Origin of the sequence: Variovorax sp. OK212 (assembly GCF_900112425.1) — a bacterium.
Taxonomy (GTDB): Bacteria; Pseudomonadota; Gammaproteobacteria; order Burkholderiales; family Burkholderiaceae_C; genus Variovorax.
Genome location: NZ_FOLP01000006.1, coordinates 305773 through 319175 on the forward strand (window position 1 = coordinate 305773; position 13403 = coordinate 319175).

A 13403-nucleotide genomic window follows, 5' to 3' on the forward strand; every position below is an offset into this window, starting at 1 on the left:
TTTTTTATGAATGTGAAAACGCCCCCCGATTATCTCCGCCCGGTGCCTACCGGGCGGCGGCCCGGGCTTGCGCGAGCCAGCCGTCGAACAGCTGCTGGTGCACCTTGATCCAGCCGTCGGTGTGGCGCTCCACGTCCTGCTGCGTGTTGGCGCCCTGGCTCATGCGCAGGTTCTGGGCGTTGATGTCCGAGATCGGCAGCTTCATCACCTCGAACAGCTTGGCCGCGGCAGGGTTCTTCTCGGCGAACGCCTTGTTGGCAACGATCTGTTCCTGGTTGGCCTGGAAACCGTAGTTCTTGCCGTTGGGCAGCTTGGTGTCGGCCTGGCCTTCCTGCGAGGAAGAGAAGGGCACCTGCAGCCACACCACGTCGGTGCCGGGGCGCAGCACGGCGCTCACCCAATAGGGCGTCCACGTGTAGTACAGCACCGGCTTGTCCTGCTTGAAGCGGGCGATGGTGTCGGCCATCAGCGCGGCGTAGCTGCCTTGCTTGTGCGTGACGGTGTCGCGCAGCTGGTAGGCCGTCAGGTGGTTCTCGATGGCCAGCTCGCAGCCCCAGCCGGGGTTGCAGCCGGTCAGGTCGGCCTTGCCGTCGCCGTCGGCGTCGAACAGCTTGGCGATGGCCGGGTCCTTCAGCTGCGCGATGTTCGTGATGTTGTACTGCTCGGCCGTCTTGCGGTCGATCAGGTAGCCCTGCACCGCGCCGTCGGAGTACACGCCCTTGCGCCACAGCTTGGCGTCGCCGCCGCTGTTCTTGTAGAAGTCGGCGTGCAGCAGGCTCCAGTGGTTGGCCATGAAGGTGGCGTCCCCGTTGGCAATGGCCAGGTGCTCGGTGGCGGGCTCCAGGTCTTTCATGGGCTCGACGGTGTAGCCGAGCTTCTCGAGCCCGCGCATCACCAGCAGCGTCTGGAAGGCTTCCTCGGCGAGCGAGCTTTTCAGCGGGCGCACCGTCACGCCCTTGCCGGGCAGGTCGTTGGCGGCCTGGGCCGCCACGCCCGAGGCGACGAAGGCGAGCGCCAGCAGGCCGCGCGCGATGAAACGGGTCTTGCGGGTCATGTTCTTCAGGCTCTTCATGCGTTCGGTTCCTCCGTTCATTGCGCTTGCGTCGACAGGGCGGGCGCCGGCTCGCCGGCCGAGCGGCCCGGGGCCACGGCGCGCTGCAGCGTGCGCAGCGCGAAGCCGACCGGGCCGGTGTGCCACCAGCGGCGACCGCCGCTGCGGCGCGACTTGCCCATGGCCTGCGTCAGGCGGTCCAGCGAGATGGCCAGCAGCACGATGCCCACGCCGCCCACGGTCGCCAGGCCCATGTCGAGGCGGCCGATGCCGCGCAGCACCATCTGGCCGAGGCCGCCCACCGCGATCATCGAGGCGATCACCACCATCGACAGCGAAAGCATCAGCGCCTGGTTGATGCCCGCCATGATCGACGGCATGGCCAGCGGCAGCTGCACCTTCACCAGCATCTGCCACGGCGAGGCGCCGTAGGCGCGCGCGGCCTCGATGAGGTCGGGGCGCACCTGGCGCAGGCCCAGGTTGGTCAGGCGCACCAGCGGGGCCAGCGCGAAGATGATCGTCACGATCACGCCCGGCACGTTGCCGATGCCGAACAGCATCACCACCGGCACCAGGTACACGAACGCGGGCGTGGTCTGCATCGCGTCGAGCACCGGCCGCATGATGCGCTGGGCCCGGTCGCTGCTGGCCAGCAGCACGCCCAGCGGCAGGCCGATGACCATGCAGAACACCAGCGAGGTCAGCACCAGCGACAGCGTCACCATGGCTTCGGGCCAGATGCCCAGCATCGCCACCAGCAGCAGCGCCACCGTGGTGCCGATGGCCAGCGCGCGGCCCGCGAACTGCCAGGCCAGCAGGCCGATGAGCGCGATCATCGCCAGCGTGGGCAGGCCGGTGAGCAGGCTCTGCACCGAGTTCAGCGTGCTGTCGATCGGCAGGCGCACGGTCTGGAAGAACGGGCGGAAATGCGTGACCACCCAGCCCAGGCCCTGGTTGATCCACGATTCGATGGGCAGCGAGCCGTCCCAGAGGCGGTGCAGCTGGAAGCCGCCGGTGGCGGCGTCGGCCTGGCCGGCCATCTGGTGGGCGGCATCGAGTGGCGCCGGGGCATCGAGCCAGGCGCTGGTGGCGGAGGTGTCGGGCGCGGCCGACATGGCCTCCCACGGGTCGAGCGGCATCGGCGCGGGGGCCGCGGCCTGGGTCGCCAGCGTCGCGGCGGCGTCGTTCAGGTTGGAGAGTTCGGAGGGCAGTGCGGTGTCGTTCATCAATGGCTCTTTCTCGACGTCGTTCAGGCGGCGGTTGCGGCGGCTGCGGTGGTTGCCGTGGAGGCAGCCGCGGTGGCCGCGGAAGGCTGGGCCGGGTGCTGCGGCTGGTGCGCGGGGTCGATCGGCGGCGTGTCGCGGTCGAGGAACTTCAGCAGCGTGGTCTTGCTGATCGCGCCGCAGAAGCGCCCGTCATTGGCCACCACGGGCACCGCGCACGGTGCCTGGCCCACCTGGCCGAACAGGCCGGCCACGGGCGCGTCGGCCTCGATCGAGCCCAGGTCGTTCAGGAACGCGTGGCGCAGGCCCAGCGGACCCGAATGCCCGTCCAGCGCGGCGCGCAGCGTGTCGGCCGACACGGTGCCCAGGTAGCGCTTGTTCGGGCTCGTCACGTAGGCGAAGTCGCGGTCCTGGTCCTCCAGCAGCTTGAGCGCCGCGCGCGCGCCGCGCTCGGGGTGCTCGCTGACCACGGTGAGCGACTTGCGCGCGATGTCGCCCGCCTTGAACACGGCCGCCGCGTCCACGCCGCGCACGAAGCTGCGCACGTAGTCGTTGGCGGGGCTGCGCAGGATCTCGTCGGGCGTGCCGACCTGGATCACCTGGCCGTCCTTCATGATCGCGATGCGGTCGCCGATGCGCATGGCCTCGTCCAGGTCGTGCGAGATGAAGACGATGGTGCGGCGCTGCTCCTGCTGCAGGCGCAGCAGCTCCGACTGCATCTCGGTGCGGATGATCGGGTCGAGCGCCGAGAAGGCTTCGTCCATCAGCAGGATCGACGGGTCGGAGGCCAGCGCCCGGGCCAGGCCCACGCGCTGCTGCATGCCGCCGGAAAGCTCGTCGGGGTAGCTGTTGCCCCAGCCGGCCAGGCCGACCTGCGCGAGCGCCAGGTCGGCCTGCGCCAGGCGCTCCTTCTTGCCCGTGCCCGACAGCTCGAGGCCGAAGGCGGTGTTCTCGCGCACCGTCATGTGCGGCATCAGCGCGAACGACTGGAACACCATGCTGATGTCCTTGCGGCGCAGCGCGCGCAGACGCACGTCGGAGTGTTCGTTGATGTCCGCCCCATCGATCACGATGCGGCCCGCGGTCGGCTCGATCAGCCGGTTCAGCAGGCGCACGAGCGTCGACTTGCCCGAACCCGAGAGACCCATGATGACGAAGATTTCTCCAGCCTGGATTTCGAAGGTGGCGTCGAACACGCCGATCGACTGGCCGGTGCGCGCCAGGATCTCTTTCTTGGAAAGTCCTTGGCGGACCAGTTCCAGGGCTTGTTGCGGCTCGTCGCCGAAAACCTTGAAAACGTGGTCGATGAGAATTCCTTTGGCCATACGTCGGGGCTCCTTTGGTGAAGGGTGGACAGATCGCCGCCCCACGCGGGACGACGGCGACCACGTCACCAGCCCAAGGGTTGCCGGGCGGCACGCGGGAAAAACGCGCGCGATGGCCCGGCAGGCCTCAAGGGCTGCCGACAGGCACTGAAGACGACATGGCGACGAAGCCAGTGCCCGCCGGATGCTTCATTCGCAGGGCAACGGGCCTGGTCGAGGGGCGCCGCCTGGATGAGCGTGACGTGGCAATGGGGACGGAAAAATCCGGCCGGTTTGCCGGGCTGGGCCCGGCGGGAGAACCTTGCACCGCGACGGGATGTGGAGATCCGCGAGTAGTGAAGGGGTGACCAACGGGTGTCATCATCATGACTTGTTGGTCGTCGGAAGCCTTTGATCATAACTTTTCGGCATGATGAAAGTCAAGGCGCAGGACGTATCGCCATGTCAGCGAACAGGCAATGGCCCCGTCAGATGCGAGCTACTCGTATTGGCCGATACTCGGCACCGCGCCTGTCCGGGCGCGATCCCGGTCTGTGTGTCTCGCCCGCCCGGGCGCGACCCAGGCCTCTCGCCCGAGCGGACGCAACCTTCCATGACCCCGGAGCTTTTTTCATGACGACTTCTCCCAAGACCCGCGCCGAGCGTGACACCTTCGGCCCGATCGACGTGCCGGCCGACAAGCTGTGGGGCGCGCAAACGCAGCGCTCGCTGCAGAACTTCGACATCTCCGGCGAACAGCAGCCGCGCGAGATCATCAAGGCCCTGGCCCAGGTCAAGCGTGCTTCGGCCGTGGTGAACCACGCGCTGGGCCTGCAGGATGAGAAGAAGACCCACGCCATCGTGGCGGCCGCCGACGAAGTCATTGCCGGCAAGCACCCGGGCGAGTTCCCGCTGGTGGTGTGGCAGACCGGCTCGGGCACGCAGACCAACATGAACGTCAACGAGGTGCTGGCCAACCGCGCGAGCGAAATCCTCGGCGGCGAGCGCGGCGAAGGCCGCCTGGTGCACCCGAACGACGACGTGAACCGCAGCCAGTCGAGCAACGACGTGTTCCCCACCGCCATGCACGTGGCCGCCGTGGAAGCCATCACGCACAAGCTGCTGCCCGCCATCGCCAAGCTGCGCGGCACGCTCGACCAGAAGGCCAAGGACTTCGCCGACATCGTGAAGATCGGCCGCACCCACCTGCAGGACGCCACGCCCCTCACGCTGGGCCAGGAGTTCTCGGGCTACGTGGCGCAGCTGGCGCATGGCGAGGCGCACGTGCGCGCCGCGCTGCCGCACCTGAGCGAACTGGCGCTGGGCGGCACGGCCGTCGGCACCGGCCTGAACGCACCCAAGGGCTACGCAGAACAAGTGGCCGCCGAACTGGCCAGGCTCACGGGCCTGCCGTTCGTGACCGCGCCGAGCAAGTTCGAAGCCATGGCCAGCGTCGACGCGCTGGTGCACGCCCACGGCGCGCTGAAGACGCTGGCCGCCAGCATGAACAAGATCGCCAATGACGTGCGCTGGCTGGCCAGCGGCCCGCGCAGCGGCATCGGCGAACTGAGCATTCCCGAGAACGAACCCGGCTCGTCGATCATGCCGGGCAAGGTCAACCCGACCCAGAGCGAGGCCGTCACGATGCTGGCCGCGCAGGTGTTCGGCAACGACGTGGCCATCAACATCGGCGGTGCGTCGGGCAACTTCGAGCTGAACGTGTTCCGCCCGATGGTGGCGCACAACTTCCTGCAGAGCGTGCGCCTGCTGGCCGACGGCATGGTGAGCTTCAACGACCACTGCGCCGTGGGCATCGAGCCGAACCGCGAACGCATCACCGAGCTGGTGCAGCGTTCGCTGATGCTGGTGACCGCGCTGAACACGCACATCGGCTACGACAAGTCGGCCTACATCGCCAAGAAGGCGCACAAGGAAGGCACGAGCCTGCGCGAAGCGGCCATCGCTTCGGGCCACCTGACGGCCGAGCAGTTCGATGCGTGGGTGATTCCCGAGAACATGACCGGCCGCTGATCCGGCACACCGGCCAGCCCCCATGAAAAAAGGACCCTCGCGGGTCCTTTTTCGTTGGTCGGCGATCGGTGCCGGATCAGTACCCGATGGTGTAGCGCTGGCGCGGGTGCGCCGGCTTTTCGAGCTCGTCGATGAACGCGATCGCGTAGTCCTCGAAGGTGATCCAGCTGCGGCCTTCGGCGCTCACCAGCAGGTCGTCCTTGCCCAGGCGGAACTTGCCCGTGCGCTCGCCGTTGACGAACTCGGCGGAAGGCGACAGGAAGGTCCAGTCGAGTTCCTTCTCGTTGCGCAGCGCGTCCAGGAACACGCCGCCGGCCGAGGCTTCGGCGCGGTAGGCATCGGGGAAGTTCGGCGTGTCGATCACCTTCAGGCCGGGCGCGGCGAACAGGCTGCCGGCGCCGCCGACCACCAGCAGGCGCTTCACGCCCGCGCGCCTGGCCGGCTCGACGATGGCCGCGGGCGGCACGGTGGCGAAGTGCGCGGCGCTGAACACGGCGTCGTGGCCGGCCAGGGCTTTCTCGAGCGCGGGGCCGTCGAGCACGTCGAGGTCGACGGCCTTCACGTTGGCGCGGTCCGCCAGCTTGGCGCTGGCCTTGCGGGCGATGGCCGTGACGGTGTGGCCGCGGCGCAGCGCCTCTTCGAGAAGCTGGCTGCCGGCGCGTCCGGTGGCACCGATGATGGCGATGTGGCTCATGAGGGACTCCTGTGAAAAAACGAAAGGACCGAAGAGATCGGATGCGATGAACCGCATCTTAGGTTTCTGATTTCGAAAGAAATACCTCGATTTGCGCGCTTGTTTATTTCTAAAATCGTTCGAATGGACCGATTGAATGCAATGCGCGTGTTCGTGAACGTGGTCGATGCGGGCAGCCTTTCGGCCGCGGCCGACAAGCTCGACCTGTCGCGCCCCGTGGTCACGCGCTACGTGGCCGAGCTGGAGCAATGGACCGGCGCGCGCCTGCTGCACCGCACGACGCGCCGCCTGAGCCTCACAGCCGCCGGCGAGGAACTGTTGCCGCGCTGCCGCCAGGTGCTGGAACTCACGGGCGACATGCAGGCCGCGGTGCGGCACCCGGCCGAGGCGCCGCGCGGGCAGTTGCGCATCACGGCCAGCACCTCGTTCGCGCAGGCGCAACTGGCCGATGCGGTGGCCGACTATGTGCGGCTGTATCCGGGCGTGGCGGTCGACCTGGTGCTGCTCGACCGCGCGGTGAACCTGGTGGACGAGCGCATCGACCTGGCCATTCGCGTGGCCGCCGAGATCGACCCCAACCTGATCGCGCGGCGGCTCACCGACTGCCGTTCGGTCGTGTGCGCCTCACCGGGCTACCTGAAGGAGCACGGCCAGCCGCTGCGGGTGGAAGAACTGGCGCAGCGCAACTGCCTCACGCATTCGTACTTCGGGCGCAGCCTGTGGAACTTCACGCGCAAGGGCACGGGGGAGCCGGCCTCGGTGGCCGTGGGCGGCAACGTCTCGGCCAACGATGCTGCGAGCCTCATGTACCTGGCCCGCGCGGGAGCCGGCGTTGCGATGCTGCCGACCTACCTGGCGGCACCGCTGCTGCAGGCGGGGGGGCTGGTGCGGCTGTTCGGTGATTTCGAGCCGCAGGTGGTGGGCATGTACGCGGTGTATGCCTCGCGCAAGCACATGCCGGCCACGCTGCGCACGATGCTCGACTTTCTGGCTGGGCGCTTCACCGAAGTGCCGGCCTGGGATATGACGGGCGTGCCGGGCGTGCCGGGCGTGCCGCGCGCCGTGGGGTAGGGCGCGCGGGCTTTTTCCGTCAGTGAGGCGCGCCGCCGTGCGAAGCGTTCGCGGTCATCAGCTTGTCGGTGTACGCAATGGCGATGGCCGAGAACAGGAAGGTGATGTGGATCACCGTCTGCGCAATCAGCACGCGGTCGGTGTAGTTGTCCGCGTTGATGAAGGTCTTGAGCAGGTGGATCGAGCTGATGCCGATGATGGCGGTGGCCAGCTTCACCTTGAGCACCGACGCGTTCACGTGGCTCAGCCACTCGGGCTGGTCGCGGTGGCCTTCCAGGTTCATGCGGCTCACGAAAGTCTCGTAGCCGCCCACGATCACCATGATGAGCAGGTTGGAGATCATCACCACGTCGATCAGCGCCAGCACCACCAGCATGATGACCGTCTCGTTCAGCGCGCCGACCGGGGCGGTGGTCTTGTAGCCGATGCTGGTGATGAGCGCCTGCAGGGCGGTCTGGCTGCCGAACGCGGCCTCCACCAGGTGCAGCAGTTCGACCAAAAAGTGAACCACATACACCGCTTGCGCCACGATCAGGCCCAGGTACAAGGGCAGTTGCAGCCAGCGGCTCGCAAAGATCAGCTTGGGCAACGGTCCCATGGGCACGGTCCGGCGGATGGGCGGGTTCAGAGGATCGAAAGGATCTGGAGCGGACATCGGTAGGGTGGTCGTGGAGGACGGAGGATTTTAGGGGTGGCCCCGTGTCGCACTCGTGATAACCCTGCGAACTAACATCGGACCTTCGACCCTCGTCAGTGACCCGTAAGTGCGGCCGCCGACATTACGGCCGCATCCATCCAGGAGACAAAGAGCATGAGCAGCGCATCCAAGAACATTGAATCCGTCCTGGTCGAGAACCGCGTGTTCCCGCCCGACGCCCGCGCCACCGAAGGCGCCCGCATTTCCGGCATGGCCGCCTACGAGGCCCTGTGCAAGGAAGCCGAGCAGGACGTCGAAGGGTTCTGGACCCGCCTGGCCAAGGGCAACCTGCAGTGGACCAAGCCCTTCACCAAGACGCTCGACGAGTCGAAGGCCCCGTTCTACGAATGGTTCGGCGACGGCGAACTCAACGCCAGCGCCAACTGCCTCGACAGGCACATCGGCACCCCGGTCGAGAACAAGACCGCGATCGTCTTCGAGGCCGACGACGGCAGCGTCACCCAGGTCACCTACAAGGAACTGCTCGCCCGCGTGAGCCAGTTCGCCAACGCGCTCAAGGCCGACGGCATCAAGAAGGGCGACCGCGTCATCATCTACATGCCGATGACGGTCGAGGGCGTCATCGCCATGCAGGCCTGCGCGCGCATCGGCGCCACGCACAGCGTGGTGTTCGGCGGCTTCTCCGCCAAGGCGCTGCAGGAGCGCATCATCGACGCGGGCGCGGTGGCGGTCATCACGGCCAACTACCAGCTGCGCGGCGGCAAGGAGCTGCCGCTGAAGGCCATCGTGGACGACGGCATCGCGCTGGGCGGCTGCGAGTCGATCAAGACCGTGTTCGTCTACGAGCGCACGCCCACCGCGTGGACGCGCGTGGAAGGCCGCGACAAGACTTTTACGGAAGCGCTGAAGGGCCAGAGCACAGACTGCCCGCCCGTGCCCGTGAACGCCGAGCACCCGCTGTTCATCCTCTACACCTCGGGCTCCACCGGCAAGCCCAAGGGCGTGCAGCACGCCACCGGCGGCTACCTGCTGTGGGCCAAGCTCACGATGGACTGGACCTTCGACATCAAGCCCGAAGACGTGTTCTGGTGCACCGCCGACATCGGCTGGATCACCGGCCACACCTACGTCGCCTATGGCCCGCTCGCGGCCGGTGCCACGCAGGTGGTGTTCGAGGGCATCCCGACCTTCCCGCACGCGGGCCGCTTCTGGCAGATGATCGAGAAGCACAAGGTCAGCGTGTTCTACACGGCGCCCACCGCCATTCGCTCGCTCATCAAGGCGGCCGAGGGCGACGAGAAGGTGCACCCGAAGAACTGGGACCTTACGAGCCTGCGCATCCTGGGTTCGGTCGGCGAGCCGATCAACCCCGAGGCCTGGATGTGGTACCACCGCAATATCGGCGGTGAGCGCTGCCCCATCGTCGACACCTTCTGGCAGACCGAAACGGGCGGCCACGTCATCACGCCGCTGCCGGGCGCCACGCCGCTGGTGCCGGGTTCGTGCACGCTGCCGCTGCCGGGCATCATGGCCGCCATCGTCGACGAGACCGGCAAGGACCTGCCCAACGGCGCGGGCGGCATGCTGGTCATCAAGCGGCCCTGGCCCTCGATGATCCGCACGATCTGGAACGACCCCGAGCGCTTCAAGAAGAGCTACTTCCCCGAGGAAATGGGCGGCACGATCTACCTGGCCGGCGACGGCGCCGTGCGCAGCGAAGACCGCGGCTACTTCCGCATCACGGGCCGCATCGACGACGTGCTGAACGTGTCGGGCCACCGGCTGGGCACGATGGAGATCGAGTCGGCGCTGGTGTCCAAGACCGACCTCGTGGCCGAAGCCGCGGTGGTGGGCCGGCCCGACGACGTGACGGGCGAGGCGGTGTGCGCCTTCGTCGTGCTCAAGCGCGCCCGCCCGACCGGCGAGGAAGCCAAGCAGATCGCCAACGAGCTGCGCAACTGGGTCGCCAAGGAAATCGGCCCGATCGCCAAGCCCAAGGACATCCGCTTCGGCGACAACCTGCCCAAGACGCGCAGCGGCAAGATCATGCGGCGCCTGCTGCGCAGTATCGCCAAGGGCGAGGCCATCACGCAGGACACCTCGACGCTGGAGAACCCGGCCATCCTGGAGCAGCTTTCCGAAAAGCTCTGAGCCCGCAGCCGCTGTAGGACGTGGCCGTTAATGCGGCCATCTGCGCCGAACCGGCCGCTTCGCTGAGGTAAAACCATCGCATTCACCGTGCGCGGCCATGCGCACGGTCGATTGCGTTTGCGATGTGTTCGATCTTTCCGAAGGAGGCCTCCATGGGCGTGAGATCCGCTTTTCTTTTCGTCATCGTGCTGCTCATCGCGGCGCTGGCCGCGCTGAACTGGGGCGCGCTGTCGGCGCCGTCCGAGGTGTGGCTGGGCTTCATGACGGTCACGGCCCCGCTGGGGCTGATGATGCTGGGCCTCACCGTGGTGCTGGCCGCGTTCTTCCTGGTGTACGTGCTGTACCTGCACAGCTCGGTGCTGATGGACACCAAGCGCCACACGAAGGAAATGCAGGTGCAGCGCGACCTGGCCGACAAGGCCGAGGCCTCGCGCTTCACGGAGTTGCGCAACTTCCTCGAAGCGCAGGAGAACAAGCACATGGCGCAGAACGCCGATGGCCAGGCGGTGCTGCTGGCGCGGCTCGACCAGCTCGAGACCGCGGTCCGCCTGCGCTCCGACCAGACCGACAACACCGTGGCCGCGCACATCGGCCAGCTCGAGGACCGCATCGAGCGCCGGCCGCTGCCGGTGGACATCAACCCGCAGGCGTGAGGCCCGTACCGGTGGCGCGCGCAAGGCGCACGGCGCCTGGGTTGGTTACTTCGTCGACAGCACCCAGGCCGCCAGCTTCTTCGCGTCGGCTTCGCTGACCTGGTTGTTCGCCGGCATCGGCACCGGTCCCCACACGCCGGAGCCGCCCTTCATGATCTTGCTGGCGAGCTTGTCGGCCGCGCCCTTGTCGTCCTTGTACTTCGCGGCCACGTCCTTGAACGACGGCCCGAGCACCTTGCGCTCGACCGCGTGACAGCTCATGCAGTTCTTCGACGTCGCCAGCGCCAGGTCGGCGAAGGCGGGCGCGGCGAGTGCCGCAAGGCCGAGGCCCAGGGCTGCCGTCAACAGGACTCTTTTCATGGGGATGTATTTCGTAAGGGCTGAGTTACATTCGACTCAACGCGATTGTAGGTAGCGCCGTGCACGGCGTACGCATGCGTGCCTTTACAACCCGAAGGGATTCGCAATGTGGTTTCTGGCGTTGGGCCTGCTTGGACTGGGCCTCAAGTATTTCGAAATAGGCATGGTCGCCGGCTGGAGCTGGTGGATCGTGCTGACCCCGTTCGCCATGGCCGTGGCCTGGTGGGCCTGGGCCGACTCGTCGGGCTACACCAAGCGCCGGGTCATGGAGCGGGAAGAGCGGCGCAAGCAGGACCGCATCGACCGCCAGAAGACCAACATGGGCATGAAGACCAGCAACGGCCAGCGCCCGCGCCGCTGAACCGCCTGTTCTTCACCCGCATGGCGCGCCGGTTCCGCAAGGTCCCGGGCGCCTGGCCTGATGCCTCCGCCGATCAGAACTTGTCGAGCACGGCGCCCGAGCTGGCGCTCGATGCGTTGAACGCGAACTTGGCCTGCACGCCGCGCGTGTAGCGCGGTGCCGGCGCCTTCCAGCCTTCGCGGCGCTTGGCGATCTCGGCCTCCGGCACGTTCAGCTCCAGCTTCAGGTCGTGCGCGTCGATGGTGATCGAGTCGCCTTCGTTCACGAAGGCGATCGTGCCGCCGGCCGCAGCTTCTGGCGCCACGTGGCCCACCACCATGCCCCAGGTGCCGCCCGAGAAGCGGCCGTCGGTGATCAGGCCCACGCTTTCTCCCAGGCCCGCGCCGATCAGCGCACCCGTGGGCGCCAGCATTTCCGGCATGCCCGGGCCGCCCTTGGGGCCCAGGTAGCGCAGCACCATCACGTCGCCGGCCACGATCTTGCCGGCCAGGATGGCGGCCAGCGCCGACTGCTCGTCGTCGAACACGCGCGCCGGGCCGGTGATGACCGGATTCTTCAGGCCGGTGATCTTGGCCACGGCGCCTTCGGGCGACAGGTTGCCCTTCAGGATGGCCAAGTGGCCTTCGGCGTACATGGGCTTGTCGATCGGGCGGATCACGTCCTGGTCGGCACGCGGCACGTCCGGCACGTCGGCCAGCACTTCGGCGATGGTCTGGCCGCTGATGGTGATGCAGTCGCCGTGCAGCAGGCCGGCCTTCAGCAGCACCTTCATCACTTGCGGAATGCCGCCGGCCTGGTGCAGGTCGACCGCCAGGTACTTGCCCGAGGGCTTCAGGTCGCACAGCACCGGCACCTTCTTGCGCATGCGCTCGAAGTCGTCGATGGTCCATTCGACCTCGGCCGCGTGGGCGATGGCCAGGAAGTGCAGCACCGCGTTGGTCGAGCCGCCCGTGGCCATGATCACGGCCACGGCGTTCTCGATGGCCTTCTTGGTCACGATGTCGCGCGGCTTCAGGTCCTTCTTGATGGCCTCGATCAGCACCTTGGCCGATTCCTTGGCCGAGTTGGCCTTCTCGTCGTGCGGGTTGGCCATGGTCGAGGAGTAGGGCAGCGAGATGCCCAGCGCCTCGAACGCGCTGGACATGGTGTTGGCCGTGTACATGCCGCCGCACGAGCCGGTGCCGGGAATGGCGCGCTTCTCGATCTCGTGCAGGTCCTCGTCGCTCATGTTGCCGGCGGCGTTCTGGCCCACGGCCTCGAACACGCTCACGATGTTCAGGTCCTGGCCCTTGTAGCGGCCCGGCAGGATGGTGCCGCCGTACACGTAGATGGCTGGCACGTTGGCGCGCAGCATGCCCATCAGGCCGCCGGGCATGTTCTTGTCGCAGCCGCCGACCACCAGCACGCCGTCCATCCACTGGCCGCCCACGCAGGTCTCGATGCAGTCGGAGATCACCTCGCGGCTCACCAGCGAGTACTTCATGCCTTCGGTGCCCATGGCCATGCCGTCGGAGATGGTGGGGGTGCCGAACACCTGCGCGTTGCCGCCGGCTTCCTCGATGCCCGCGATGGCCGCGTCGGCCAGCTTCTGCAGGCCCGAGTTGCAGGGCGTGATGGTGCTGTGGCCGTTGGCGACGCCGACCATCGGCTTCTTGAAGTCGCTTTCCTCGTAGCCCATGGCGTAGAACATGGAGCGGTTGGGCGCGCGGCTCTTGCCTTCGACGATGTTGGCGCTGCGGCGATTGATCTGGATCGGTTTGGTGTCCATGGTGCTTCTTCTGTCGTGGGGTGTGGGGAATCGCGGGAGATCGCGGGCGAACGTGGGCGAACGCGACGGAGGTCAAGT

12 protein-coding genes are annotated in these 13403 nt (G+C 67.4%); 5 read left to right on the plus strand and 7 right to left on the minus strand.

Features of this window, described 5'->3' with window-relative positions; all coding sequences use genetic code 11:
* Positions 1–46 precede the first annotated feature (46 nt).
* The 3 genes from proX to proV are packed head-to-tail and all read right to left on the minus strand — an operon-like array spanning position 47 to position 3599.
* On the minus strand, positions 47–1072 hold the full coding sequence (gene proX / locus BM004_RS20310) for a glycine betaine/L-proline ABC transporter substrate-binding protein ProX (RefSeq protein WP_371270042.1): 1026 nt from the start codon (positions 1070–1072) through the stop codon (positions 47–49).
* A 17-nt stretch (positions 1073–1089) separates the two neighbouring features.
* Entirely contained in the window at positions 1090–2277 is a 1188-nt protein-coding gene (proW, locus tag BM004_RS20315) for a glycine betaine/L-proline ABC transporter permease ProW (RefSeq protein ID WP_093216163.1), read from the minus strand.
* A gap of 23 nt (positions 2278–2300) precedes the next feature.
* Entirely contained in the window at positions 2301–3599 is a 1299-nt protein-coding gene (proV, locus tag BM004_RS20320) for a glycine betaine/L-proline ABC transporter ATP-binding protein ProV (protein WP_093129816.1), read from the minus strand.
* A 612-nt stretch (positions 3600–4211) separates the two neighbouring features.
* On the opposite strand from proV, the gene fumC reads away from it, so the two are divergent.
* Complete coding sequence (fumC, locus tag BM004_RS20325) at positions 4212–5609, plus strand: class II fumarate hydratase (RefSeq protein WP_093216165.1); 1398 nt, start codon at positions 4212–4214, stop codon at positions 5607–5609.
* Between the two features lie 76 nt (positions 5610–5685).
* On the opposite strand, the gene BM004_RS20330 is transcribed toward fumC, so the two are convergent.
* Positions 5686–6303 (minus strand): NAD(P)-dependent oxidoreductase, encoded by a 618-nt coding sequence (locus BM004_RS20330; RefSeq protein WP_093216168.1) that lies wholly within the window; start codon positions 6301–6303, stop codon positions 5686–5688.
* A 123-nt stretch (positions 6304–6426) separates the two neighbouring features.
* On the opposite strand from BM004_RS20330, the gene BM004_RS20335 reads away from it, so the two are divergent.
* Positions 6427–7374 (plus strand): LysR family transcriptional regulator, encoded by a 948-nt coding sequence (locus BM004_RS20335; RefSeq protein ID WP_093216170.1) that lies wholly within the window; start codon positions 6427–6429, stop codon positions 7372–7374.
* A gap of 19 nt (positions 7375–7393) precedes the next feature.
* Here BM004_RS20335 and BM004_RS20340 read toward each other — a convergent pair whose 3' ends face one another.
* Positions 7394–8029: a YqhA family protein gene (locus BM004_RS20340; RefSeq protein ID WP_093129820.1), complete on the minus strand. Its 636-nt coding sequence runs from the start codon at positions 8027–8029 to the stop codon at positions 7394–7396.
* Between the two features lie 156 nt (positions 8030–8185).
* Here BM004_RS20340 and acs point away from each other — a divergent pair, with 156 nt between their 5' ends.
* On the plus strand, positions 8186–10183 hold the full coding sequence (acs, locus tag BM004_RS20345; RefSeq protein WP_093216173.1) for an acetate--CoA ligase: 1998 nt from the start codon (positions 8186–8188) through the stop codon (positions 10181–10183).
* 152 nt (positions 10184–10335) lie between these two features.
* On the plus strand, positions 10336–10836 hold the full coding sequence (locus tag BM004_RS20350) for a Signal transduction histidine kinase (RefSeq protein WP_093216175.1): 501 nt from the start codon (positions 10336–10338) through the stop codon (positions 10834–10836).
* A gap of 45 nt (positions 10837–10881) precedes the next feature.
* On the opposite strand, the gene BM004_RS20355 is transcribed toward BM004_RS20350, so the two are convergent.
* A complete protein-coding gene (locus BM004_RS20355; protein ID WP_093129822.1) occupies positions 10882–11196 on the minus strand; it encodes a c-type cytochrome in 315 nt (104 codons plus the stop codon).
* Positions 11197–11302: 106 nt separating this feature from the next.
* On the opposite strand from BM004_RS20355, the gene BM004_RS20360 reads away from it, so the two are divergent.
* Positions 11303–11557: a TIGR04438 family Trp-rich protein gene (locus tag BM004_RS20360; RefSeq protein ID WP_093129823.1), complete on the plus strand. Its 255-nt coding sequence runs from the start codon at positions 11303–11305 to the stop codon at positions 11555–11557.
* A gap of 73 nt (positions 11558–11630) precedes the next feature.
* Here BM004_RS20360 and ilvD read toward each other — a convergent pair whose 3' ends face one another.
* Positions 11631–13325, minus strand: a complete 1695-nt coding sequence (ilvD, locus tag BM004_RS20365; RefSeq protein WP_093129824.1) for a dihydroxy-acid dehydratase — start codon at positions 13323–13325, stop codon at positions 11631–11633.
* Positions 13326–13403: the final 78 nt, after the last annotated feature.